This window comes from Actinomyces sp. 432, assembly GCF_009930875.1.
GTDB lineage: Bacteria > Actinomycetota > Actinomycetes > Actinomycetales > Actinomycetaceae > Actinomyces.
This window is the reverse complement of sequence record NZ_CP025249.1, coordinates 2165843-2190251: the sequence shown is the minus strand read 5'-3', so window position 1 is coordinate 2190251 and position 24409 is coordinate 2165843. Positions and strand designations below refer to the sequence as shown.

Sequence of the window (24409 nt, the reverse complement as noted above, 5' to 3'; positions counted from 1 at the left end):
AAGTGACGTGCCGAGACCGGCACAAGTGACGTGCCGAGACCGGCACAAGTGACGTGCCGAGACCGGCACAAGTGACGTGCCGAGACCGGCACAAGTGACGTGTCGAGACCGGCACTGATCGCACAGGGAGGGGTGAGCTGCCGGCGGCGGCTCAGTCAGGAGGCGATGACGCGCAGCCTGGAGCCCGCGGGCGAGCGGGTGACCTCGATGCGGTCTGCTACCTGCCGGCGCAGCTCCTCCACGTGGGAGACGATGCCGACGGTGCGTCCGCCGGCCTGTAGGCGGCCCAGCTCGGCCAGTACGTTTTGGAGGGTTTCGGGGTCCAGGGAGCCGAAGCCCTCGTCGATGAACAGTGTTTCCATGGTCACTCCGCCGGACTCGGCGGTGACTACGTCGGCCAGGGCCAGGGCGAGGGACAGGGATACGTAGAAGGTCTCCCCACCGGACAGCGTCTTGGGGCCGCGCACACCGGAGTCGGAGAAGCGGTCGATGATGCCGAGCCCCAGTCCGCGGTCGGTGCGGCTCCTGGAGCCGACCTCGTCGTCTACGTGGACGAGTTCATAACGCCCCGCAGACATCTGGGACAGGCGCTGGTTGGCGAAGACGAGAACTTCCTTGAACCGCTCTAGCAGCACCCAGGTGGCCAGGGGGGTGGCGGAGTCGTTGTAGCCGGAAGCCACGGCGACGACCTCCCACAGGGCGGCGGAGTCCTTGACCACGGCGGTTAGGGCGGTGGCGGCGTCGCTGACGGCGTCGGCGGCCTCCTGCACGCGGGCCAGGTGGGAGCGGGCCTGCTCCCGCTTCTCCACCGCCGCCTGGTAGGCGGATTCGGCGGCATCCAGCCGTTGGCGCGCGCCGACGACGTCGGCTTCCTCCTCTCCGGTGAGGGAGGCGATCGCCTCATCCTGGGTCAGGCCGTGCCGGACGCGTTCGCGCCGTGCGGCCGCCTCGGCGACCTTCTGCTCCAGTTCCGTCAGCTTCTGGCCGGGCAGGTAGGCGGCGTTCGCGTCCGTGGCGGAGACGAAGCCGGCCTGGGTGACGGCATCTGCCAGTTCGGTACGGGCTTGCGTGGCCGTCCGGGTGGCCTCGGCGGCCTGAGCGAGTAGGGCTGCGAGCTGGCCGGCGGCCTCGGCGGCGTCGCTCAGGGCGCGCATGTGGTCGGCGACGGAGTTGTAGGCGCCCTGCACGGTGCGGCAGTTCTCCCGGTCCCGGGCGAGAGCCTCGAACTGGGACTCCAGCCGGGCGCCTTCCTGCGCTAGCTCGGCCCGGCGCTGCGCGAGTTGTTCGCGCAGTTGCTCGGTTGTGCTGGTGAAGTCGGCGAGCTGGGACTCCAGTTCTGGCGCTGGTGCGGCGGCTTGCTGTGCGGAGTCGAGTTCACGCTGCGCGGCCTCCAGCGCCTGGGCGAGCTGTGCCGTGGGGGACTGCCCGGCGGCGGTGCGGGCCGTGGCCTGCTCGGCGACCAGTGCCTCGTGGGTTTTGACCTGTGCCGCCAGCTTGGCGTCGGCCTGGCGTTGCGCCGCCTCGGCGGCCTCGACGTCCGCGCGGGAGACGGTCCCCTGGTCGGGGACGGCGGGGGCGGGGTGCTCGGTTGAGCCGCACACCGGGCAGGGCTGCCCGTCCACGAGCTCAGTGACGATCGAGCCGGCGGTGGCGCTGATCCAGGCCTCGCGCTGCTGGGAGACGAGCGCGTTGGCGTCGCGCGCCGCGGCGGTGGCGGCCTCGACGGCGTCATGCGCGGCGGCGATCTGGACGTCCAGTGCGTCGGCGCGTTGGGATGCCTCGAGGCGCTCGGCGCAGGCGGCCCGCTGCAGGCGCAGCTCGGGCACTCTTGCCTGGGCGGCGCGCGCTGCGGCCAGCGCCTCTTCCAGCTCGGTCTGCAACTCGGGCCGCTGCGCCAGTTGGGCGGCGGCGTCTTCGGTGTCTGCCTGGTTGGCGGTGAGGCGCTGCCGGGCGGTCACCGCCTCCTGGGCGCGGGCGGCCAGTCCGTCTTCCAGCTCGACGACGGCGCTGAGTGTTCCCGCCCGGGTGCGCAGGGCGTGGCTGCGGGTGGTGATGGTGCGGGCGGCCTGTGTGAGGGCGTCCAGGGCGGGGGGCGCCTCCGCGTAATCCGCGCCGGCCGGTGCGGGTGTGTCGGTGGCTGGGATCAGGGCGGTGAGCGCCTCCAGCGATGCGCGGGCGGGTTCGTATTCGGCGATGGTGAGTGGGGTTGTGGTGTTGTTCCCGGGGTCGGAGCCGGTGGTGGGCGGGCGGTTCTCCTCCAAGGCCGTGATGGCTTGCGTGTGTGCGGTGCGGGCGGCGTCGGCGGAGTCCTGGGCGCGGGCCAGCACGGGGATGACGGAGGCGGCCTGCCGGGCCGCTTTCGCACGGGCGGCGTCGGCGGCGTCCTGGGCGGCGCTGGCGTCGAGCTGCTGCTGCTCGGCCACCAGGCGTGCGCGCCGGTCCAGGCGGTCCTGCAGGGCGATGGCGGCGTTGACGGCGTCGACCGCCTCCTGGCGCGCGGCGCCGGCCGCCTCCAGGGCATGCTGCGCCGGTTCGGTCGGTGCCTGCGCGGCCTGGACGGCGGCGTGAGCTATGGATGTGATGGCCCCGGCATCTGGCACGCGGGCGGACACGAGGGCCTCCAGCTGTGCGGCGGGAGAGGGCGGCGGGGAGACTGGTTCGCCGCCGTCTTCCCCGGGAGAGTCGGCGCTTGCTGCAGGGGACTGCATGTCGGCGGCGGTGCCTACGGGGCCGCCGGCGGGGGAGTCGGTGGCGGCGTCGCCTGTGTCGGTAGTCGCCGGGGGGCCGGATTCGGAAAGCAGGGGTGCCAGGATCTCGGCGCGGGCGCGCAGTACCTGGCGGGCAGACTCCGCCTGCTGCTCCAGGGCACGGCCGCGGATACGCAGCGCCTCCTGCATGTGATCGAAGACGCCCGTGCCGAATACGTCGCGCAGCAGCTGGCGGCGCTGCTTGGATTCGGCGCGCAGGAACTGGGCGAACTTCCCCTGCGGCAGGATGACGGTCTGGGTGAACTGGCCACGGTCCAGACCCACGATCCGGAGGATCTCCTGGCCTGCCTCATCGATGCGCGTGATCGGCTCGCTTAGGGCTTTCCCGTCCGGGGCGGACAGCCGCCACAGCTTCACGGAGGCGTTCTGCTTGGTGGTGCCGCTGCCTCGCCGTTTGGGGCGCATGTACTCGGGTGTGCGCACAACCCGGTAGACGCCGGCGGAGGTGGAGAAGACGAGCTCGACCTCGCTGGGGGCGGTGGGGGCCACCAGGGTGGAGCGGATGCGCTGCTTGGAGGACCCGTCTGAGTCCGCGACCTCCCCGTAGAGGGCGAAGACGATGGCGTCGATGATGGTGGTCTTGCCCGATCCGGTGGGGCCGGTCAGCAGGAAGCGGCCGGAGTCGGCGAAGCGGTCGAAGTCGATGGTCTCGGTGCCGGGGAAGGGGCCCACCCCCGTGATGGTCAGGCGGTGTAGGCGCATCAGCGGTCCTCCTTGAGCTGGGTTTCGGCGCGGGCGGCGTCGTAGGCCGCGGCCATGATGGCGTGCTGGGCCGGGGTGGGGCGGTGACCGAGCATCTCGGTCAGGAAGCGGTCGGCCACGTCCACCGGGTCGGAGGCGCGGGTGACGGTGATGGTTTCGCGCTCGGCCTGTTCGGGGCGGGTGTGGGAGAAGGCCAGCAGGTTGGGGAACCGTTCCTTGAGCTGGGCCATGGTGCCGGGGGGCATGGGGCCGGTGAGTTCCACGCGCACCCAGTCGCGGGTGTAGATCGCGTTCGCGGGGGCGAGGAGCTGATCGAGTGTGCCGTGCAGCGTGGTGGCCCGGTAGGGGGTGGGGGTGGGGATCCGTTCCATGCGGGTCACGCCGGTGGGGCCCAGTTCCAGCAGCACGGAGGACTTGGTGGCGTCGGCCTCGGGGAAGGAGAAGGGCAGCGGGCTGCCGGAGTAGACCAGGCGCGGGCGTGCGGGGGCGTGCGCGGCGGACGGGTGCGCATCAGCGGCAGGCGCGTCGGCCGTGGCGGTGTCGGCCCCGGCGGCGGGGGAGTGCAGCTCTTGGGGGCGGTGCAGGTGTCCGAGGGCCACGTAGTCGAGCCCGCCGGAGGCGTCGGCCAGGGGCGAGCCGCCGAGCGTGGTGAACACGCCCGCCGGCACGGAGTCCACCCCGCCGACGCGGATGTCCCGCTCGGAGTCGGGGCTCGCCTGCCCGCCGACGACGAAGGCGTGCGCCATGGCCAGCGCGGGCACCCTGGACGGGTCGTCGGCCCGCCGCTCAGCCAAGTCGTGCGCCACCGGCCGCAGTGCTGCGGAGACAACCGCCTCGTGGCTGCGCGGCAGCAGGGCGGGACCGCCGGCGGGTACGGGCGCGGCTGCATCGGGGGGACCGGGGAAGGCCGCCGGGTCGGCGGGAGAGGCGGCGTCGGCCTGCGCCTCCGGTTCGACGATCCCCTCCCCGAGGCGTGCGGCCAGCAGGGGTGGCAGGGACTCGCGGGCGGCGTCGGGATCCAGGTAGGGCAGGGCGTAGACGTACAGGCCGGGATGGCCGGCGGCGTCGGGGATGACGACGGGCCGGTCGACGTCGGCCACGCGCACGCGCAGGTCCAGTCCTTCGCGCAGCAGGGCGGCGGCGAAGCCGAGCCGCTGGGCGGAGTCGTGGTTGCCGGGGGTGAGCACGACGCGGGTGCATTCGGCCAGGCGGCACAGGGTGTCGTCGAGCAGGCGTACGGCGGCGGTGGGCGGGATGGCGCGGTCGTAGACGTCCCCGGAGATGACGACGGCGTCGACACCCTCGGCCTTGACCACCTCGATCAGGTGCTCGGCGAAGACAGCCTGGGCGTCATCGAGCACCCGGCCGTGGAAGGTGCGCCCGAGGTGCCAGTCGGAAGTATGGAGGATCCGCATGCCCGCAGCCTCTCACAAGCCTCCGACACGAATTCCAGGGTCTTAGCGGGTGGCGTCCAGGGGATGCTGCCCAGCGGCCAGCGTGCTGGATGCGTAGCGGTCAATCGACGGCACGAACCTGGGCTAGGGAGTCGACTTGGGGGACGATGTCGATCTCCCAGCTGGAGTGGTCGGTGGCCGCGTCAACGGTATCGAGGTAATCGACGACCTGCTGGCGTGCCCGGTCGAGGTGGGCTACCTGGGTGTGGTGGTCGTCGTCGAGCTCAAGCTCCCAGCCACCCGACCAGCGGGTCGCAGTGACCGTAACACTTCGGTTCATGCCTCGACCTTATACTGGCGGCTGTGGGGCAAGGCATGGATCAGATCGCGGCTTCGCCTTTTCATCCACTGCCCGCGGACAAGTGGCAGTGGCGTCCGTCCCCGGTGCCCGGACAGATCGTGTATGTGACGACTCGCGATGCCGACGGCGAGGTGAACCTGGCGCCGAAGAGCTGGGTGTCAATGGCCGCCTTCCGCGGGCCGATCATCGGGTTCGGATGTTCCGAGCAGCATCAGACCTGCGCCAATGCGACCGCTACCGAACGCTTCACTCTGAACTTCCCTACCGCCCGGCAGGCCGAGCGGGCCCCAGAGGTCGCGGATGCACCCAGGGAAAGCAGGCTGGCCGTGGCGGGCCTGACGCTGGAAGAGTCACGCGTGGGCGGGGTGCCGCATCTGCTGGAGTGCCCGGCGTACGCGGACTGCAGCCTGACTCGAACAGTGCGGTTTGATGGTGGAGAAGTCTTCCTATTCGGAAGGATCGACCTGCTTGCGATGCACGAGGAGCTTTTACGGCTCCCCACAAAGGATGCCTACGCACGACTCGCTCCGGCCTTCTTCTGTGAACCCGGCGTTGTCGGAGAGCTGCGGGTGGGGGTAAGGAAGAATGTCCGAGCTTGGCATTAACGTGCCCGCAGCCTCTCACAGACCTCCGAGACGAATTCGAGGTGCTTAACGGGCGGCGTGCAGCGGGCGTATGGATGTGGTTCGCGAGTGCGCGGTGCGCACCGTCGACGGCGGCTCAGGACGGCGCATCCTCGAGAAGGCTCTTCCACCAGGCCGCGAACATGGGGCACTGCCCTAGAAGCTCTTCCGCACCCTCCAACTCTGCAAGCGCCCGGCCATGTTGCACTTTGTGGTATTCGGGACAGGCCCGGAGAATACGCTTGGACGGGCTCGTGTCCGGCCCGTTGTTGACCTCCTCTGCGCCGCCGCTTGCCTCGACAGCTTTGATGAGTTGCCTCAGCGCCTTCGCTGAGAAGGCTCCCGTCGAATGACCGGCGAAGATGGATGCGAGTGCCAGTGCCGCGATCTCATGCTTAACGACGAGTGGGTGGAACCTGGGGTCCTCGAGGCGGTCTCGAAGGGCCTGTTCCAAGGACAGCCGGTACGACTCCCCTTTGCCGTTGGAAACGTAACCGAGTGCATTGCGCGGGTAGCCGTAGAAGTCTATCAGCAGACCAACACTGCTCAGATGGGTGCCTTTAAGTAAGTTACGCACGCCGTTATCATAGTGTCCCCAGGTGCCGCCGCCCCGGTTGGGTCCTTTGGGTGTTTGGGATGTAGTGACGGGAATCGGGTAAACGTACACTGAACGAGACTTCGCCATGGGGGCGAAAACGCTCATCCAAGATGTCTTTCTCGGTTTGTCCTTCAACGAGCACCATGACTTGTCTGGGAGCTGTCATCGGATAACCTCGATCGGCTGTTCGTGGAAGGACGGATGACCTGTGAGCAGGTTCATCTCCCACAGGGCTCCTACCGAGTACTCCTCGAGGAAACCCGCTAGGATCTCGGGGTCGGGGCGCGTGGTGACCGTGGCGCCGTCGACTCGGTTCAGTACCAGAACTTCGCCGATCTCGAAGTGTGACAGCAAGGACACCGACTGGGTGGCTACTAGGACGCGATGCCCCATCCTGCCTGCGGCGTGTATCATCTCCGCGAGCAGCGTGATCGCTGCAGGGTGCAGGCCGAGTTCGGGCTCGTCCAGAACTACGGTCGAGGGAAGATCCGGACCCAGCAGTAGAGTCGCCAGGCACACGAAACGCAGGGTGCCGTCGCTCATCTCTCGGGAGGAGAAGACGCGGTCGAGTCCGCGCTGCCGCCAGCGTAGTCGGAGGCGATCATTCTGGTTCGGCTCCAGCACGAAATCCTCAAAGAATGGCGCCGCTGAGCGTACGGTCGAGACGATCTGCTCGTAGCGGTGGGGGTGATTTTCGCGAGTCTTGAGCAGGAATGGGCCAATGTTTAAGGCGTCGGAGTGAAGCGCAAGATCATCTGCGGTGTTGCTGTACTGCCGCACAGGGGCGTTGGGGGAGACGTCGTCGAAGTGGAATGCGCGACATCCGGAGACGATAGGTGCGACGTGATATGCGATAGTACGTTTGCCCTGGCCCTCGTGCGGGACGGTCTTACCTCTCCCATGCATGTCGCTTCGGGATATCCTCTCCCAGAAGGGGTGATCGTGCGATGGCTGTTGGGACAGGAGATCCTCTGTGACGCGGGGAGCGTCGTCGTCGTCAAGCGCGAGGACTACGCGGTAGCCGTTGATGGGACACCCCGGGGTGCCTGCGCCGAAGATCGTGATGCGGGCGGCGCCGTCCTCGTCGCGGAGGGACGGCGCGATCCCGCCCCGATCCGTGAGGTAGTTCTGGAATGTGTCGTCCCAGACGCGGGAGATGAGCTCAAGGGCGCTGACGAGGTTGGACTTGCCGGACCCGTTGGCACCGATGAGGACGGTGACATCACTCGTCAACTCCAGGTCGAGATCGCGAATCGAGCGGTACCCCTGGATGACGATTCTTCCGAGCGACTCCTGGGCGGGCATGGCACCAGGCTACCGTGTTACTGCCCTCCGGCGGTGTGCCCAAGTCAGGTGATCGCCTTTGAGTCCTGAGATCTTCCGGGGCCCGGTGTTGCCGCCGAACTGCGGACGGGGCCGGGGAAGAATGTCTGAGATCGGCATAAACGTCCCCGGTCGGCCGGAGGGGCTCTCGGAGAGCCGCGTCATTCCAACGATCGCGAAGTCGCGGTTCGACGCGGTGAACGCGTTTATGCCGAACTCGGACAGTTTGGCGCGCTACTTCCGCCCGAAGAGTCCGCGCAGGAAGCCCGATGGCGCGGCGGACGAGGCGGGCTCGTCGTCGTGGCCCTGGCAGCGCTGCGACTTGGGCACGCCCGCCAGCGCCTGCTCAATGTGCTGCCCGCAGCCCGCCCAGGTGGGCTTGCCGCATTTCTTGCACGTCACCTTGCGACACATGATGTTCTCCTTGTTTTGGTTTCGGTTGATCGGGTCGAAAGAAAGTGGCGGTGTCCGGCGCGCCCTGGCGCCTAGACCAGGGACAGGAAGATCTTCTCCAGCTCGTCGACGGTCATCGCCGGTGCGACCGCCTCGTCCGCCGCGGCTCCGGCCCCGCCGTCGCCGGCGGATGCCGCCTGCTCGGCGTCGACACAGTTGCGCATCGCGCTGGCGACAATGACGAACCCGGCCCGGTTCAGCGCATGCGTGACCGCTGACAGCTGCGTGATCGTCTCCTTGCAGGAGGCTCCGCGCTCGGCGGCGTCGATGACGGCGTCCAGCTGGCCGCGCGCCCGCTTGAGCCGGTTGACGATCCGCCGCTTCGTCTCCGGATCACACTCGAAGGCCGGCGCCGTCGTCGCGGCGGCACCTCGAGTTGCAGCATCTTGAGTCTTGGCCACGGCGATCACGCTCCCACCAGGAAGGAGTCGGCGTCGTCACCCAGCCAGGCGCGCAGGGTGATCATGCCGCCGGTCAGGACCGAGGACTTCAGCCCATTGCCCACCAGGATCCGGTGGGCGATATTCGCCCGCACCCCCACCTGGCAGATCACACCGACAGGGCGGCCGGCAGCGGCCTGCCGCACCTCATCGATACGGGCTCGCAGCTCGGTATGCGGGATATTGAGCGCCCCCGGCACCATGCCACGGACGACCTCGGCCCGCGTGCGCACGTCCAGCAGCAGGTGGGTGCGCCGGACCTGCTCCAGGTCGCGCACGTCCCACACCTCCACGCTTCCATCCAGCACGTTCGAGCCCAGCATCCCCGCCAGGTTCACCGGGTCCTTCGCCTGACCGAAGGGCGGGGTGTAAGCCAGATCCAGGTCGATCAGGTCCGCGACGCCCAGGCCGGCGCGGATGGCCGTGGCCAGTACGTCGATGCGCTTGTCGACGCCGTCGCGCCCGACGCACTGGGCGCCCAGGATGCGCCCGTCTGGGGTGAAGCTGACCGAAAGGTGCAGCTGGGTGGCCCCTGGGAAATAGCCGGCGTGCTGGTTGGGGTGCAGGTGAATGGTCGTGTACTCGATGCCCGCCGCATCCAGCGCGGCGCGGTTGGCGCCGGTCATCGCCGCCGTCATCTTCCCGACGCGCACAATGGCGGTGCCCAGCGGCGCGGGAATCGGCCGGGCATGCGCAGGATCCATGATGAAGTCGGCCACCAGCCGCCCCGCGCGGTTCGCCGGGCCCGCCAGCGGGACGGGGCGGCGGGCCCTGGTCACCGGATCGGTCGACACGGTGGCGTCGCCGACGGCGTACACGTGCGGCAGATTCGTGCGGCCGTGCTCGTCGACGACGATCGCCCCACGCTCCAGCTCCAGGCCGGAGGAGACGAAGGCGTCGGTGTCCGGACGCACCCCCGTGGCTAGAACGATCAGGTCGGCCCGCACGCTAGTCCCGTCTGACAGGAGCACCTCGTCCGCGTCGGCGCCGTGGACGATGGAGTGGGCCGCAGCTCCCGCGCGAACGTCAATGCCCAGCCGACGCAGCTCCTGGGTGATCGGGTAGGCGTACTCCCGTTCCAGCGGCGGCAGCACATGGTCGGCGAACTCGACGACGGTGGTGGCAATACCGCGCTTGGCCAGTACCTCGGCGGCCTCAATGCCGATGAATCCCGCTCCCAGGACGACCGCCGACTTCGCTCCCGCGTCCGCCCACTCGCGCAGGCGGACGGCGTCCTCGACGGTGCGCAGGGTGGAAACGCGCGGAGAGTCCAGGCCGTCGACGGGCGGGCGTGCGGCCTCCGCGCCTGGGGCCAGCACCAGGGCGTCGTAGCGGATGCGCTGCTCGCCAGCGGCGGTGCTCACGATCACCTCCTGGGCGGCGGGGTCGATGCCGGAGACGTCGTGGCCGGTGCGCACATCCAGGTTGAGCCAGGCGCGCAGCCGCTCGGGGGTCTGCACCAGCAGATCATCCTGGTCCTCGATCTCCCCGCCCACGTAGTAGGGCAGGGCGCAGTTGGCGAAGGACACGTGCTGCCCGCGGTCCAGGACGATGATCTCCGCATCCTCGCTCAGGCGGCGCGCGCGGGCGGCGCAGCTCATCCCGCCGGCGACGCCGCCGACGACGACCAGCCGCAGGGGGCGCTCGGAGCCGGTGGGGGATGGGCGCGGGGCGCCGTCCTCAGGTGCAGAGACGGAATCCCGTGAAGTGGCGGGTGGGGTCATCTTCATGCCTTTCGCGTGGTGGTCCTCTGCGGCGCTGTCGGTTGCCCGGCACCATCGGGGCGCACGCCGGACAATACCCCAGGGGGTATTAAAGCGGCCAGTCCGGCCCGCGCCCTGCTAACGGGGTCGAATTCGTGTCGGTCGTGCCTGACAGCATGGGTGACGTGAGCAAGAAACAGCCTGGGCACGCCCTTGACCCATTGGCGGCAACCGGCCCCGAGCCATTCGGGCCGACGCCGATGCTCGGAGCGTGCTCGCTCGTAGCTCGACCAGGCGATCACTCAAGTCCTATGAACCGCATATGGTTGAGCTCACAGGTAGCGGCGGATGTCTCGCTCATGCGCACCACTCATCCATCGAAGGAGCAGAAATCATGACTGAACTCACATTGGACGCCCTGCGGGACAAGCTCGCGGACCCGGAGTGGGCCGCGATCCGCGTGGAGGCCACCTACCAGCCCAGCGGCGGTCCGGGCGCGCGTGTGTATCCGCCGACGTTCCCCACCGCGGGAGATGACTCTTCCTATTTGCCTTCAGAAGACCGGTGGCGTGACGGCGTGCTGCACAAGACAAAGGTCCTCGACCAGGTGCCGTCCCAGGCCAACCGCTGCGAGGAGGCGGAGGCGAGGGCTTGGCGGCAGGGTGTTATCCGCATGCCCATGTTGCGGATGACGCATGAAAACGCGGCGAGCTTCGAACTCATTGGCCTCGAGGCGCCGCACCGCGCCTTCGATGCCTACTGGCGTGACTGCGAGCTTGGCGGCGTCGAGTTCGACCGGACCGAGATCGGCAAGGCGATTCTGGCAGCGTCGTTGGAGGATGCGACGGCGCTGCTGACATATGACCCCGCCACCCTCGTCTACGGAGGCTGGAACTCCCAACGCAAGGGACGGCAGGCGAAGTTCCCGCGCCTGTACGCCAGCGAGATGATCGGTTGGGACCCGGTTGAGGGTGAGCGCAAGGCCGGGCGCATGGACCCGGCGAACCTGACCGGATCGCGCAGCGGTGACGGCGATAACTGGACCTATTCGCCGGTGAGCGAGAAGAAGAAGGACACCAAGCTCAGCGAGATTGGACACGGCAATATTGCCCCGAAGAAACCCATCCACGGCGGCGTCACCATCAGTGAGGCGACTCGCACCGCCGTCCTCAGCCTCACCGCCACCCGGCGACTGGGCTTCGGCTCCATGGATCCCGCGGCCGTCGAGGTCGCCCGAGCCCTGCTCGTCGCATTTGGCCTCCTGGGTGACCGGCTTGCCTTCGGCGACGCCGGCCTGTGGCTGCGCAGCGGCTGCGACCTGGTCATGCAGGCCGAGCAGCTGGAATGGATCGGTCGTGGCGGCGTGGCGGAGTCCTTCGCACTGTCCCCGAGCGCGGCAGTCCACTTGTACGAGGACGCCCTGCAGGCGGCCCTGGACGCCGGGGTGCCGCTGCATCTGGAGACCGTGGAGCTGAAGCCCAACAAAGCCTTGAGCCAGGCGATCGACTTCAGCCTGACCAAGGCCGAGTCCACGGGGGAGTGACATGACCCTCCGCTTGGACATCACGCTCCTGAGCGAGCGCTACGACGCCGGGGGAGGGGAGGACCCGCGTGCCGCGGAGTGGCCTCCCCACCCGGCCCGGGCCTTCGCCGCCCTGCGCGCCGTCGCCGGTGAGGATGAACTAGGACCGTTGGAGGAGTTGGAGCGCCTGGCGCCGCCGCTGATACATGCGTCCCCCACCGCCGCGGTGGGTGCGCGGCATTCTCGGGGATACGTCGTGAAGAACGTGCGTGACAACAAGGGCGGGCATCAGACCCACCCCGGACGCACCAGCGTCTTGCGGCAGCGCACCAGCACCCTGCCTGAGGACGCCCGCGTCCAGTTCGACTGGCCGGATGGGGACGCACTTTCCGATGGCACGGTGGCCGACCTCGACCGCCTCGCCCGGCGCGTGCCGTACCTCGGCCGCTCGACGTCGTCGGCAACGCTCGCCTTCAGCCGGGTGGGGGAGCCGACGCCGCTGCCGGGCCTGACCACCTATGAGCCGACGGTAGGGCGTAGCCCCCTGAGTATCCGGGTGCCTTACCCCGGCTACCTCGACGAGCTCAACGCCCTGTATCGGGAGGATCAACCCGCATGGCAGGCCGCCGGCCCGCGTGCGCGCCGTTTCTACCGTGAAGTCGGGGCGGCGGAGACCAGTGACGAGAGCAGCGAGGAGATCTCTGCGGTGGACGACTTCGATTCCCCCTACCCAGACCTGGTCATTCTCAGATTCGAGGAGCTGCGTCCCTCCGGCCATCTGGTTTCCATTTTCACCGAGGCCCTGCGCCGCAAGGTCATGGGGCAGACGGAGAACCCGCTGCCTCCCGCACTGCACGGCCACGGTACCCCCGGACTGCCGCATGTCGCCTACCTGGGGCTACCCTTCGTGGGCAATGAGCACGCAGACGGACAGCTGATGGCTCTGGCCGTCAGCATTCCGGGGTTGGAGCATGACGAACGCCTGCGCATTCTGCGCGGCATCCTCGGGGAGGATCCGGAACGGGATGTCGTGCTGCGTGTCAACGGATTCAGACAGAGTTTTCGGCTCCGGTATGCGCCTGACGAGACACGGCCCTTCACTTCCACCGTCGAGCGCTGGACGCTCCCCGCGCGGACGTGGGCCACGGCCACGCCCCTGGTGCTGGACCGCTACCCGAAGGACCGCGACCTCGCCGCGGCGGTGGCCGAGTCCTTCGTCAACGCCGGCCTGCCGGAGCCGCGTGAGGTCGAAGTGAGCAAGGAGCCCATGGTGTACGGGGCGGTGCGGCTGAGACCGCAGGAGTTGCCCAAGCGGTGTCAGGGACGCCTGTACACGCATGCGCGTGTCACCTTCGATCGCCCCGTCAGGGGGCCGATTCTGGCCGGTGCGGGACGCTACTTCGGTGTCGGGCTGTTCGCTCCCGAATATGAGGAGGAGCAGCAATGAATGTCACCGATTTCGAGAAGTTCATGCGGGAGGTGCATGGACATGACCCCTTCCCCTGGCAGTCGGCGGTGGTCGAGCAGGCCGTAGAAAAGGGGAGTTGGCCAGCACTGGTTGACGTACCCACGGGTCTGGGCAAGACCTCCATGCTGGACGTGGCCGTGTTCCTCCTGGCACTAAGCGCCGGAGGCGAGGCCCCCGCAGGCCTGGGGCGCCGTCGCATATTCCTGGTGGTGGACAGGCGCATTGTGGTCGACCAGGCCGAGGCCCACGGTAAGCGCATTGCCGAGAAGCTGGAGAGCGCAACCGAAGGAACCGTGTTCGAGGTTGCTCGGCGACTTCGGGGCCTGTTCGGCGCATCGCAGAGCGAGGCCGCACTGCGGGTGGTGAAGATGCGCGGCGGGGCGACCTGGGACGCCGCCTGGCTGCCGCGTCCCGACCTGCCAGCCATAATCACCGGCACCGTGGACCAGGTGGGCAGCCGCCTGTTCTTCCGCGGATACGGGGTCAGCAAAGGACGACGGCCCATCGACGCCGCGCTCGTGGGCACCGACTCGGTCATCATGATCGACGAGGCCCACCTGGCACAGGCCTTCACCACCTCGCTGGCGTCCGCCCGTCAGGCCGACCGGACCTGCCAGCTGGGGCTGCCGGAGAGCTCGGTGATTCACCTGAGTGCTACGAGTGCGGAGAGGCCCGGGAAGGAGCTCGGTGCCTGGGAGGCGTCATTCGATGAGGACGCGCATTTACGGAATATGACCGCCGCGCAGAGGCTGACCGCGCATAAGCCCCTGACGCTCGTCGACTCCACGGAGAAGAAGATCGTCAAGGAGATGGCTGCCCAGGTACGGGACATCCTTGAGAAGCACGAGCGGTTCGAGACGCCCGATGACTCCCCAATGGGCCCAAGGACCACCGGGTGCTGGTGGTGTGCAACACGGTCGCCCGGGCCCGGGAAGTGTTCGAGGCGTTGACAACCGGCGGAACGAAGCTGGACGGCGTTGAGGTACTGCTGCTCATGGGGCGCTCGCGCCCACTGGACCGGGAGGGGATCGCTGCGCGGGTCACCGAGCTGTTCGGCGCCGGCCGGGAACCAGGCGACCACAAGGCGGTGCTGGTGGCCACCCAGACCATTGAGGTCGGCATCGACCTCGACGCCACGGACATGGTCACCGAGACCGCCTCCTGGGATGCCCTGGTGCAGCGCTTCGGCCGGGTCAACCGGCGAGGAGATCGTGCCTCCGCTTCCATCACAGTGGTGGAGGACCGCGCCAAGAAGCCCTCCGTATATGGACCGGCGAAGGTGGCTACGGCCGAGTTTCTGCGAAGGATCGCGCAGAACGGGCTTGACGTTTCTCCGCTGGCGCTGCGCCATCTGCAGGAGGACGTGTCGAGAGACCTGATCTCGCCGCCGCCCCTGCCGCCGTTGTTACTGCCCGCTCATCTGGACGCCTGGGCGAGGACAAATCCCGCTCCGGTAAACGATCCGCCGTTGGACCCGTACCTGCACGGCATCAACAAGGCCGCCGCCCGGATCACCATCGCCTGGCGCGACGGCCTAGAGATCAGGAGTGGCGGTGAGAATGCCGAGGGCGACCCTGAGTTGCTGCCCCCAGATCATGCGGGAGCCGTGGTGGAGTCGGTGCCGGTGCGCAGCGAGGAATGTATAGAGATCTCGCTCATGGCGGCACGTGCCTGGCTGCAACAGGGCCAGTCGGAGACCATGGCCGACGTCGACGACTACGACGGCTTCGATGACATCCCCTTCAAGGACAATGAAGGCAATGCCAATCTGCAGGTGTTGCGCCGCGGCTCCGACGATCAGTGGCGGTGGATCACCGCTCGTGAATTGCGGCCGGGAGACACGATCGTCGTTCCGTGCGAGTACGGCGGCCTGGACCGCTTCGGCTGGAACCCCTCCAGCAAGGCGCCCGTAAAGGACATCTCCGAACTCGCCTCCCTGCGACGTGGGCAGCCCATTCTGCGCCTGGACTCCGACCCGGGGAGCCGACTGGGCCTGCCGCCTCTTGAGAGGCTGCGGGAACTGGTGGCCGACTGGCGGAACGCGGAGGAGCCGGAGGACCGTGACGCATGTCAGGGCGCCCTCGTAGAGGCGGCACGCCAGTGGCTGGGCTCGTCCGGCGCCCCCGAGTATCCCTGGACGCCGGAGGACATCGAGTGCTTGCAGAACGCTTTTGAGCACAGCGGCGCCCTCATCTCAACCGGTGTGGAGCGGCGCCGTCGGAACAGGAGACCTGGGCATTCCGCCGCTGGTTCGAGGGAACTGATTCCGGTGCTGCGGGGTACTGCTCCGGCAGACGACTGGCGGACCGTCGGCACGAGCGGAGACCACGCCGGCGGCAATGCCGCGTCATCAGTGCCATGGCGCGCCGTCAGCGAGGAGGACCAGGCGGGCACTTCCACCCTCAACAGGCGCGTGACCCTGGCGGCGCACCTGGCGGCGGTAGGAGAACGTGCCCGGCAGATCGCAACTAACCTGGGGCTGCCGGAGGAGCTGCGGCGCGTCGTCGTAGACGCTGCCCGCTGGCACGACCTGGGCAAAGTGGACATGCGTTTCCAAGCCATGCTGTTCGACGGTTCCCGAATTGCCGCGGAGCTCGCCCGGGAGCCGCTGGCGAAGTCCGGCATGCCGCCCGGGGACCGGGGCCGGTATAGACGCGCCCGGCGGCGCAGCGGCCTGCCCAGCGGCGCCAGCCACGAGGCCTGGTCTGAGGCGATCGTCGCCGCCCACCTGGAGGGGTTCGTCGAGCCCTACCCGGGTGACGTCGAGCTGCTGCGGCATCTCGTGTCCAGCCACCACGGCCATGCCCGTCCCTTCCTGCCACCCGTTGACGACCGGGGAGACGGTGCGCTTCGGGCGGCGATTGGTGAGGTCGCCGTCGAGGTTCCGCTGCCGGTCGAGTTGCATCTGGCAGACGCGGATCGATTCGCCAGGCTCACTGATCGCTACGGCCGGTGGGGCCTGGCGCTGCTTGAGACAGTGGTGCGCAGCGCCGATATGACTATTTCATCGGAGGGATCATGAGCCAAGTCAAGTTTCCTGCACTGATCGGCGAATCACCGCTGGCCATTCTTGCCGCCATCGGTACGTTTCGGCTGATCCATGACTTCGCCGACGACGACGCTCGCCTGTCCTGGGACCCGGATGACCGCGCCCCGGTACTGCACTCGATACTGGCATCGATAGACGCCGTCGTCGAGGAGCTGTCGGAACTAGTCGCCGAGATGCCCGAGGACGTGGTGGTGCCCGGAGGACCTCCGGGCTTCCCGCCTCCCGGGGAAGCGCCTGACAAGCTACGGCTGAAACAGGGGCAGTTGTACGAACGGTTCGGCGTCGACACTCCGTCGCCCGTGGTGCAGAGGTGGCTCGCCAGCCTCGTGACCGACCTAGTCGCTGACCCCCAGGGGCGCGGTGCGATAAGCCAGTTCACTGCGCCCGCAGGCAAGCAGTCCATGGCAACAATGCTGGAGAAGCCTCTGCGGCTGGTGCAGTCCGAGCCCGAGTATTTGCGTCAGGCGCTAATCGGCTGGCGCAGAGTGCCTGGCGTAACCGGCGAGTACCTGGATCACCGCGCCAACTGGGACAGCGGCGAGGACGGCAGAGGCAAGGCCGAGATGCGCGGCGTGCCCGGGGCGACGTGGCTAGCGCTCATGTCCTACCCGCTTTGGACCACCACGGCGGCCGGACAGCAGGTCCGCACCAGTGGGTGGCACAGTCAGCCGGTCGGTCGTGACGACCGCCGCTCGGCTCCTGAACTGAGACTGCCTCTGTGGCGAGAGCCGTTGGGGTTGGCGGCGGTGAAGGCACTGGTTGAGGACCCGGTCTTGGACGGAAAGTGGGATGCGGTGGAGCAGGACAAGCTTCGCGTCATGGGGATCTTCCATGTATGCCGTGCGCATCGTCGTAAGGCGGAAGGTCAGAAGTCCGCGGGCGTATTGGTGACAGTGTCATGAGCATCAACACCATCAGGCCTGACCTGCCGGGACTGCCGGAGACGGTGCCCGCACGCATGCTGAATGAGTTCGTGTACTGCCCACGGCTGTTCCACCTGGAGTGGGTGCAGCAGCAATTCGCCACCAGCGACGACGTCGAGGAGGGGCTGTACCTGCACCGGGTTGTTGACCGGGAGGCGGGGGACCTGCCGGACAAGTCCGAGGCGTGGAACGGGCGGGTCGCCAGATCCGTGTCGCTGTCCTCACCGAGGCTCGGGCTGGCTACCAGGCTGGATCTCGTGGAGGACGGCGGGGACGGGACCGTCGTCCCGGTCGACTACAAGAAGGGACACCCCAACAAGGATGGTGGTGCTTGGCCCAGTGATCGCGTGCAGTCCCTGGTGCAGGCGCTGTTGCTGCGCGAGGAGGGTTACGCCGTCGAGCGGGCCGAGATCTGGTACGCCGAGACCCGGCAGCGCGTCCACATCACCGTGGACGATGCGGCGCTGCAGGAGATCACCGACACCGTGACACGTGCGTGGCGGGTGGCGTCCGACCCGTCGGCGCCCCCACCGATGCGTGACAGCCCGAAGTGTGCCCGCTGCTCGCTGGTGGGCATCTGTCTGCCCGATGAGCTGGACGCACTGCAGACGCCTCCGAAGCAGCGCAGACCGCTGAAGCGGTTGATGGCGCCGATTCTGGAGGGACGCCCGGTCTACGTGACGCTGCAAGGTGCGGTGGTCGGCGTGCGAAGCGACCGGCTGGAGGTGCGCTTGTCGGGCGAGTTGAAGGCCAGCTATCGCCTGATAGACGTAAGCCAGGTGTGCGTCTTTGGGAACGTGACGGTGTCCGCCCAGGCTGCCAGGACCCTGCTTTCGCGAGACATCCCGGTGCTGTGGTTCAGCTACGGGGGCTGGTTCTCCGGCATTGCCGAAGGACTGCCGGGTAAGAACGTGGACCTGCGGATCGCGCAGTTCCGAGCGCCCGAGCAGCAACAGCTTGAGATCGCGCGCCGGATGATCTCCGGAAAGATCCGCAACAGCCGCACGATGCTGCGCCGAAACGCGCGTGGCGAGATGCCCCGAGTTGGCGAGCAGCTCAAGCAGCTAGCCATCCAGGCGATGCAGGCCGAGTCTTCGCAGCAACTGCTCGGGATCGAGGGGACGGCTGCACGCCTGTACTTCGGGAGCTTCTCGGCCATGGTCGGGAAGAACTCACGTGTGGACGTCTCGGACTTCCAGGAGAACGGGCGCACGCGGCGGCCGCCGAAGGATCCGCTCAACGCACTGCTGTCCTTCTGCTACACGCTGCTGGTTAAGGACCTGACTGTCACGCTCATGGGGATCGGCTTCGACCCCTACTACGGGATGTTCCATAAGCCCCGGTTCGGGCGTCCTGCGCTCGCGTTGGACCTGGCGGAGGAGTTTCGGTCCCTGGTAGCAGAGAGCGTGGTGCTGCAGGTGCTAAACAACGGTGAAGTCGGTCCGCATGACTTTCAGAGTCGGGCCGGCGGATGCATGCTGGAGGCGAGTGGCCGCAAGGCCGTGCTCAGGGCCTATGAGCGGAGGCTGGAGCAGGAGATTACGCACCCGCAGTTCGGCTACAAGGCCAGCTATCGTCGCGTCATGGACATCCAGGCACGGGTGCTCGGTGCGGTCATGTTGGGGGAGCTGGATGACTACACGGCGATGGTGACTAGATGAGGACGAACCGACGCCGATATCTCATCGCGTACGACATCCGCAAGCCCGGGCGGCTGCGCCGGATCTGCAAGCTTATGGAGGCCAACGGCGAACGGCTCCAGTACTCTGTGTTCATCTGCGACCTGAACCGGACCGAGCTGGTCCACTTAAGGGCTGACAGTGAGGAGATCATGAACCTAGACGAGGACTCGGTGGTGATCGTCGACCTCGGCGAACTGGGGGAGGACCGCTTCACGTTCGTCGGTAGGCGTGCGGGTCTGCCCACTCAGGGGGCCCAGATTGTTTAGCGAGTGCTCCGGTGCTGCCCCGATCCCAGGGGAGTGCTCGAAAGGGCGGTATGACAGGGTTTTCTGGTTGTCGGCGGACCAGCGGACACGATTCACTTGCCCGTTTCTGCGGCAGCGCTCGCGAGACCGCGTAGAATCCTTGACCAGCCGCGGCAAAATCCGCGAGCTGTCTTCCCGGCCTTCATGGCCGGGCTCCATTGAGGCCACGCATCCGCCTGCACGCCATCGACGGGCTCGGTGGTCTTCCCGGCCTTCATGGCCGGGCTCCATTGAGGCCTCGCACGTAGCTATCATGCAGCGGAGACACGCGTGTCTTCCCGGCCTTCATGGCCGGGCTCCATTGAGGCGACGAGCTGCGGGAGCACCAGGACTGGTCCTCGTGGGTCTTCCCGGCCTTCATGGCCGGGCTCCATTGAGGCTGGCTTGACCCCGTATACAGTGGGCAGCAGCTAAACGTCTTCCCGGCCTTCATGGCCGGGCTCAATTGAGGCTCCCCCACCGTGGTGAGGGTGTGGATCTCTTGGGTGGTCTTCCCGGCCTTCATGGCCGGGCTCCATTGAGGCATTTCGACGGGCCAGTAGCGGCCGTACCACCTGTTTGTCTTCCCGGCCTTCATGGCCGGGCTCCATTGAGGCAGCGGCGTCACCAGGTCGTCGCCGCCGTCGATTGCCGGTCTTCCCGGCCTTCATGGCCGGGCTCCATTGAGGCAATTGCATCCTTGGAGTCGTCGAACTCATCGATGACCGCGTCTTCCCGGCCTTCATGGCCGGGCTCCATTGAGGCGACGCCGCGGCCGTCCAGGGGCACAGGGTCGAATTGGTCTTCCCGGCCTTCATGGCCGGGCTCCATTGAGGCATCGCGACCAGGTACGCCGCATACCGTGACAGATGGAGTCTTCCCGGCCTTCATGGCCGGGCTCCATTGAGGCGGGGTGGCGCTGGTGGTGCCGTCAGCGGACACGGACGTCTTCCCGGCCTTCATGGCCGGGCTCTATTGAGGCGTCTCAGAGATCAGCGACTACCTGGCCGACCAGGCCGTCTTCCCGGCCTTCATGGCCGGGCTCCATTGAGGCGACATTTACGTCAAGGACCACTGTCCGCGCTGTGAGGTCTTCCCGGCCTTCATGGCCGGGCTCCATTGAGGCGTCACAAAGGCCTCGAATCCCTCCGGTAGGTGCTCGTGTCTTCCCGGCCTTCATGGCCGGGCTCCATTGAGGCGACGCGCTGTAGAAGTAGACCTGCGTGCTGAAGCCGTGTCTTCCCGGCCTTCATGGCCGGGCTCCATTGAGGCCTGACCCGGGTCGAGGACGCAATCTACGAGATCGAGTCTTCCCGGCCTTCATGGCCGGGCTCCATTGAGGCACAATGTGCTCCTCGGCGACTACTGGTTGGTGGCGGTCTTCCCGGCCTTCATGGCCGGGCTCCATTGAGGCTCTTCGATCAGCTGCACGGCGGCGCACAGTGCTGCGTCTTCCCGGCCTTCATGGCCGGGCTCCATTGAGGCACCGCACGCAACCGCGTAGGTTACCGCCGTCGTGGTGTCTTCCCGGCCTTCATGGCCGGGCTCCATTGAGGCCTGCGCTCAGGCGTCAGCCAGGACAGGAGGGTGCGGTCTTCCCGGCCTTCATGGCCGGGCTCCATTGAGGCCTTGTGGCACCTCTGCTTTGCTAGTGGTGGTCGTGAGTCTTCCCGGCCTTCATGGCCGGGCTCCATTGAGGCCAGCTAGTTTTTGCGCTACGGCCCTGTGCGCCTGGGTCTTCCCGGCCTTCATGGCCGGGCTCCATTGAGGCAGGCATTGGCAGGTCGGTTGTTCTCGAAGTAGCCGGTCTTCCCGGCCTTCATGGCCGGGCTCCATTGAGGCGTAGCGCCGCTAGGGTCGCGATCCACGCAGCACCGGGTCTTCCCGGCCTTCATGGCCGGGCTCCATTGAGGCATATTCTCGAAGTAGCCGTCTTCGTTGAGGCGGACCTGTCTTCCCGGCCTTCATGGCCGGGCTCAATTGAGGCTTGACTGGTGCAGCGATCGCTGTGGCAATGACGTACGTCTTCCCGGCCTTCATGGCCGGGCTCCATTGAGGCCGCGACCTTCCTGAAACCGCTAACATCCCTCAGGCGGTCTTCCCGGCCTTCATGGCCGGGCTCCATTGAGGCACCTCGTGCGTTGCCGCGGTTCTGCGTGTGTGTCTGGGTCTTCCCGGCCTTCATGGCCGGGCTCCATTGAGGCAGGACCGTCTCAAAGCGGCGCAGCTCGGGCGGGACGTCTTCCCGGCCTTCATGGCCGGGCTCCATTGAGGCCTCGTGGCTAATGCGAGACCGAGGTTTTCGACGTAGGTCTTCCCGGCCTTCATGGCCGGGCTCCATTGAGGCCACGATGGGCGGGCCTCCGTCGACAGCGTGCAGGCGGTCTTCCCGGCCTTCATGGCCGGGCTCCATTGAGGCGGCGGGACCGGCATCTACCTCGCCCGCCTGATCCAGGTCTTCCCGGCCTTCATGGCCGGGCTCCATTGAGGCGTGGTTGACGACCAGTACTTCCAGAACCGGAAGTCCGTCTTCCCGGCCTTCATGGCCGGGCTCCATTGAGGCAGTGGCGTGGAGGAGACGACTGTGACCCGCAGGGTCGTCTTCCCGGCCTTCATGGCCGGGCTCCATTGAGGCCTCCTCGCACGCCGCCACGACGACACCGACGTACTGGTCTTCCCGGCCTTCATGGCCGGGCTCCATTGAGGCGTGGTGGGGGAGGAGTTGGGCGGGTCGGCCTTCGGGTCTTCCCGGCCTTCATGGCCGGGCTCCATTGAGGCCACCAGATCATCCAGCTGTCCGATGCGGCGACCGAGTCTTCCCGGCCTTCATGGCCGGGCTCCGTAGGCGTAGCGGTTGACGACGAGCTGCCTGTATATATTACCCTGGCTACGAACGGTGAAAGGAGGTAGGTTGTGATGGTCGGTCAGGGCGTTCATCGAGCCGACGTTTCACGTCGGCGTCACAAGGCCAAAAGGATGAAGAGTAAGCACAAGGCGCAGGTCTGGCAGACTGTCGTCGATAACATTCCACCACTGATCCTGGCCGTAGTGGCGCTGCTCGCGACATTGTCGGGGCGTTGACGTCAACGCCTTGGACGGCTGCGAGGTGGTCGCCCGGAGCGTTCTGCTGGGCTTCATGCCGTAGTCGGTGCACGCATGGAACAGAGCCCATAGAAGAGTCAGGTATGCAGGTATAGTTCGGCAGGCTGTGCCTGTAAAGTTCCCGGTTCTGCCGCCGGGCTCCATTGAGGTGTAGCGAGGGTCCTACCTGCGAATTTGCAGATGACGCTCTTTCCCGGCCCTAGTGGCCGGGCTCCATTTGGCGGCATTGGAACAACCCGATGCCGCAGGCCGACCTCCGTCGGTCGCTCTGTCCCGCTCGCTCGCGCAGACGCGCGCCCGCTGCAAGGTGCCAACGCGGAGGGCCCGAACCGCCGACCTGCGGTTCGGGCCCTCCGCCGTACTTAGTACTCGTCGCGGTTCGCTTCCCGGACGGGTTACATCCCGCCCAGGAACTGGGCGATGAAGATCTTCACGATCATCGCTACCGGGTAGACCATGGCGTAGCCGAGCGCCACACGCGGGTCCGCGCCGGTGCGCTCGTTGGCGAACGCCAGCACCGCCGGCTGCGTCTGCAGGCCACCGAGCAGGCCGGACAGGCGCGTACCGCCCATCTTCACGATCCACCGCATGGACGCATACATGCCAAAGCCCACGATCGTCGTGATGACAAAACCGGTGATCAGGATCTTCCACCAATCGCCGCCCGTAAAAGCGTTAGCAATCTGCCCGCCCGCGCGCGTACCCGCCTGCGCCAGGAACACCAGCAGCCCCAGCTCGGAGAGCACCGCCGTCGCGGTGAACGGCATCGCCGTCACAAACCCCTTGACACGGCCGATGCGGCCGAAGACCAGGCCAACGATCAGCGTGCCCGCAGCCGCACCAATGGAGAACGTGGATCCCCCGGGCAGCGGGATCGCCCACTCACCGATGACGATCCCCACGGCCATACCCAGCCCCATCGCCACCGGGTTGATGGAGGACAGGCCGTGCGCGGAGTCGCCGAAGAACTTGGACAGCTCCGCCATCCGGCTGGTCGGCGCGACCACGCGCACACGATCGCCCTGCTGGAGCACCAGGTCCGGGGTGCCCACCATGTCCACATCCCCGCGGCGCACCCGGGAGATTGTGGCGCCGAACCGGTGGTCGACGTCCAGGTCTGCCAAGGTGTGCCCGGCAAGCTTGGGGTCGGACACGGTGATGCGGCGGAAGTCCAGGTAGCGGCGGTCCTCGATCAGGGAGTGGGAGGAGGGGTGCCCGATCTCGTGAATGACCTGGTTCACGGCGTCCTGCGTGCCGACGACGGTGATCAGGTCATCCTTGTAGATCTTGTCGGTCGGGGTCGGGCGGGTGATGGGGCCCGTCTCGCCGCGGCGCAGGCGCGAGAACTTCATCTCCCCGCTGACGCGTTCGGCAATGTCCCCCAGCTGCGGGGCGTCCTCGCGCTCAACGCGCACGGTGCGGTTGACCAGGGGGGAGGGGGCGTCCTTGTCCGAGCGGCGGTAGCGCAGCGCCAATAGGCAGAAGAACAGCATGCCGATCACGCCGTACAGGTAGGCGACCGCGTAGCCGACCGTGGCGATCGCCATGCCGTCAGGATTGCCCGCGGCCGTGGCCGCGCCGCCGGCGGCGGCCAGCGCCGGCGTATTCGTCAGCGCTCCGGCGAAGGTCCCGGCGATCATCGCCGGGCTCATTCCCAGCGAGCGGCCCACCCCCAGGCCGGCCGCTGCGCCCACCACCAGTACCGCCAGCATGATCGCGAGCGGGCCGGCCGCAGTGCGCAGCACGTGGAAGAAGTTCGGCCCGGACTGGATACCGATGGCGAAGGTGAAGATCGCCAGCCCCAGCGTGCCCATCTGGGCGGGGATCTCAATGACGATGCCCTCGGCAGTGCCCCAGGCGGCCAGGATGATCCCGGCGAAGAGGACGGCCGCCGCCCCCAGGCTGACCCCGCCGACCTTGATGCGCCCGACTAGCATCCCGACGCCGATTAGAAGGAATAGGATGAGTACAGGGTTCTCGGCCAGGGCATTGAGCAGTCCGATGACCACGTGGA

General features: G+C 67.5%; 17 protein-coding genes and 1 CRISPR repeat array. Of the genes, 8 read left to right on the top strand and 9 right to left on the bottom strand.

Translation table 11 applies throughout. The features are described from left to right. Positions 1-155: 155 nt before the first annotated feature. The 3 genes from CWT12_RS09125 to CWT12_RS09115 all read right to left on the bottom strand — a co-directional run bounded on the left by CWT12_RS09125 (position 156) and on the right by CWT12_RS09115 (position 5204). Positions 156-3470 carry an AAA family ATPase gene (locus CWT12_RS09125; RefSeq protein ID WP_161924553.1) on the bottom strand — a complete coding sequence of 1105 codons (3315 nt, stop codon included), beginning with the start codon at positions 3468-3470 and terminating at the stop codon, positions 156-158. Then, the gene (locus CWT12_RS14385) at positions 3470-4885 is read right to left on the bottom strand and encodes an exonuclease SbcCD subunit D (RefSeq protein WP_161924552.1); all 1416 of its coding nucleotides are present in this window, start codon (positions 4883-4885) and stop codon (positions 3470-3472) included. The genes CWT12_RS09125 and CWT12_RS14385 overlap by 1 nt, the downstream gene beginning before the upstream one ends. A gap of 100 nt (positions 4886-4985) precedes the next feature. Then, positions 4986-5204, bottom strand: coding sequence for a hypothetical protein (locus CWT12_RS09115; RefSeq protein ID WP_161924551.1), 219 nt, complete (start codon positions 5202-5204; stop codon positions 4986-4988). A gap of 35 nt (positions 5205-5239) precedes the next feature. Here CWT12_RS09115 and CWT12_RS09110 point away from each other — a divergent pair, with 35 nt between their 5' ends. After that, positions 5240-5830 (top strand): flavin reductase family protein, encoded by a 591-nt coding sequence (locus CWT12_RS09110; RefSeq protein WP_161924550.1) that lies wholly within the window; start codon positions 5240-5242, stop codon positions 5828-5830. Positions 5831-5945: 115 nt separating this feature from the next. On the opposite strand, the gene CWT12_RS09105 is transcribed toward CWT12_RS09110, so the two are convergent. From CWT12_RS09105 to CWT12_RS09085, 5 genes are all read right to left on the bottom strand, one after another. Next, positions 5946-6533 carry a DUF4276 family protein gene (locus CWT12_RS09105; protein ID WP_237564401.1) on the bottom strand — a complete coding sequence of 196 codons (588 nt, stop codon included), beginning with the start codon at positions 6531-6533 and terminating at the stop codon, positions 5946-5948. A 75-nt stretch (positions 6534-6608) separates the two neighbouring features. After that, positions 6609-7751, bottom strand: coding sequence for an AAA family ATPase (locus CWT12_RS09100; RefSeq protein WP_161924548.1), 1143 nt, complete (start codon positions 7749-7751; stop codon positions 6609-6611). Between the two features lie 252 nt (positions 7752-8003). After that, positions 8004-8183, bottom strand: coding sequence for a hypothetical protein (locus tag CWT12_RS09095; RefSeq protein WP_161924547.1), 180 nt, complete (start codon positions 8181-8183; stop codon positions 8004-8006). 71 nt (positions 8184-8254) lie between these two features. Beyond that, positions 8255-8623, bottom strand: coding sequence for a metal-sensitive transcriptional regulator (locus CWT12_RS09090; RefSeq protein WP_161924546.1), 369 nt, complete (start codon positions 8621-8623; stop codon positions 8255-8257). Positions 8624-8628: 5 nt separating this feature from the next. Beyond that, positions 8629-10392 carry an FAD-dependent oxidoreductase gene (locus CWT12_RS09085; RefSeq protein WP_272927749.1) on the bottom strand — a complete coding sequence of 588 codons (1764 nt, stop codon included), beginning with the start codon at positions 10390-10392 and terminating at the stop codon, positions 8629-8631. 367 nt (positions 10393-10759) lie between these two features. On the opposite strand from CWT12_RS09085, the gene cas7g reads away from it, so the two are divergent. From cas7g to cas2, 7 genes are read left to right on the top strand one after another with little or no spacing between them, the layout of a single operon-like run. Next, entirely contained in the window at positions 10760-11908 is a 1149-nt protein-coding gene (gene cas7g, locus CWT12_RS09080) for a type I-G CRISPR-associated RAMP protein Csb1/Cas7g (protein WP_161924545.1), read from the top strand. Between the two features lies 1 nt (position 11909). Beyond that, a complete protein-coding gene (csb2, locus tag CWT12_RS09075; protein ID WP_161924544.1) occupies positions 11910-13334 on the top strand; it encodes a type I-G CRISPR-associated protein Csb2 in 1425 nt (474 codons plus the stop codon). After that, positions 13331-14305 (top strand): DEAD/DEAH box helicase family protein, encoded by a 975-nt coding sequence (locus CWT12_RS09070; protein ID WP_161924543.1) that lies wholly within the window; start codon positions 13331-13333, stop codon positions 14303-14305. The genes csb2 and CWT12_RS09070 overlap by 4 nt, the downstream gene beginning before the upstream one ends. Beyond that, positions 14251-16377 (top strand): type I-G CRISPR-associated helicase/endonuclease Cas3g, encoded by a 2127-nt coding sequence (cas3g, locus tag CWT12_RS09065; RefSeq protein WP_161924542.1) that lies wholly within the window; start codon positions 14251-14253, stop codon positions 16375-16377. Before CWT12_RS09070 ends, cas3g begins: the two co-directional genes overlap by 55 nt. Next, positions 16374-17306 (top strand): type I-G CRISPR-associated protein, Cas3-extension family, encoded by a 933-nt coding sequence (locus CWT12_RS09060; RefSeq protein WP_161924541.1) that lies wholly within the window; start codon positions 16374-16376, stop codon positions 17304-17306. The genes cas3g and CWT12_RS09060 overlap by 4 nt, the downstream gene beginning before the upstream one ends. Next, positions 17303-18988: a CRISPR-associated endonuclease Cas4g/Cas1g gene (cas4g/cas1g, locus tag CWT12_RS09055; RefSeq protein WP_202616185.1), complete on the top strand. Its 1686-nt coding sequence runs from the start codon at positions 17303-17305 to the stop codon at positions 18986-18988. Before CWT12_RS09060 ends, cas4g/cas1g begins: the two co-directional genes overlap by 4 nt. After that, a complete protein-coding gene (cas2, locus tag CWT12_RS09050) occupies positions 18985-19275 on the top strand; it encodes a CRISPR-associated endonuclease Cas2 (RefSeq protein ID WP_092532301.1) in 291 nt (96 codons plus the stop codon). The genes cas4g/cas1g and cas2 overlap by 4 nt, the downstream gene beginning before the upstream one ends. A 168-nt stretch (positions 19276-19443) precedes the next feature. Further along, a CRISPR array of direct repeats spans positions 19444-22142; the repeat unit is 36 nt; unit sequence GTCTTCCCGGCCTTCATGGCCGGGCTCCATTGAGGC. A 648-nt stretch (positions 22143-22790) separates the two neighbouring features. Here the strand turns inward: cas2 and CWT12_RS09045 are convergent. Then, complete coding sequence (locus tag CWT12_RS09045) at positions 22791-24404, bottom strand: aspartate:alanine exchanger family transporter (protein ID WP_161924540.1); 1614 nt, start codon at positions 24402-24404, stop codon at positions 22791-22793. Positions 24405-24409 lie beyond the last annotated feature (5 nt).

What these genes read in the sequence shown, in the direction of transcription:
- CWT12_RS09125 (WP_161924553.1), bottom strand. Translation starts at nt 3,470, where the DNA reads ATGCGCCTACACCGCCTGACCATCACGGGGGTGGGCCCCTTCCCCGGC.
- CWT12_RS14385 (WP_161924552.1), bottom strand. Translation starts at nt 4,885, where the DNA reads ATGCGGATCCTCCATACTTCCGACTGGCACCTCGGGCGCACCTTCCAC.
- CWT12_RS09115 (WP_161924551.1), bottom strand. Translation starts at nt 5,204, where the DNA reads ATGAACCGAAGTGTTACGGTCACTGCGACCCGCTGGTCGGGTGGCTGG.
- CWT12_RS09110 (WP_161924550.1), top strand. Translation starts at nt 5,240, where the DNA reads ATGGATCAGATCGCGGCTTCGCCTTTTCATCCACTGCCCGCGGACAAG.
- CWT12_RS09105 (WP_237564401.1), bottom strand. Translation starts at nt 6,533, where the DNA reads ATGGCGAAGTCTCGTTCAGTGTACGTTTACCCGATTCCCGTCACTACA.
- CWT12_RS09100 (WP_161924548.1), bottom strand. Translation starts at nt 7,751, where the DNA reads ATGCCCGCCCAGGAGTCGCTCGGAAGAATCGTCATCCAGGGGTACCGC.
- CWT12_RS09095 (WP_161924547.1), bottom strand. Translation starts at nt 8,183, where the DNA reads ATGTGTCGCAAGGTGACGTGCAAGAAATGCGGCAAGCCCACCTGGGCG.
- CWT12_RS09085 (WP_272927749.1), bottom strand. Translation starts at nt 10,392, where the DNA reads ATGAAGATGACCCCACCCGCCACTTCACGGGATTCCGTCTCTGCACCT.
- cas7g (WP_161924545.1), top strand. Translation starts at nt 10,760, where the DNA reads ATGACTGAACTCACATTGGACGCCCTGCGGGACAAGCTCGCGGACCCG.
- csb2 (WP_161924544.1), top strand. Translation starts at nt 11,910, where the DNA reads ATGACCCTCCGCTTGGACATCACGCTCCTGAGCGAGCGCTACGACGCC.
- CWT12_RS09070 (WP_161924543.1), top strand. Translation starts at nt 13,331, where the DNA reads ATGAATGTCACCGATTTCGAGAAGTTCATGCGGGAGGTGCATGGACAT.
- CWT12_RS09060 (WP_161924541.1), top strand. Translation starts at nt 16,374, where the DNA reads ATGAGCCAAGTCAAGTTTCCTGCACTGATCGGCGAATCACCGCTGGCC.
- cas4g/cas1g (WP_202616185.1), top strand. Translation starts at nt 17,303, where the DNA reads ATGAGCATCAACACCATCAGGCCTGACCTGCCGGGACTGCCGGAGACG.
- cas2 (WP_092532301.1), top strand. Translation starts at nt 18,985, where the DNA reads ATGAGGACGAACCGACGCCGATATCTCATCGCGTACGACATCCGCAAG.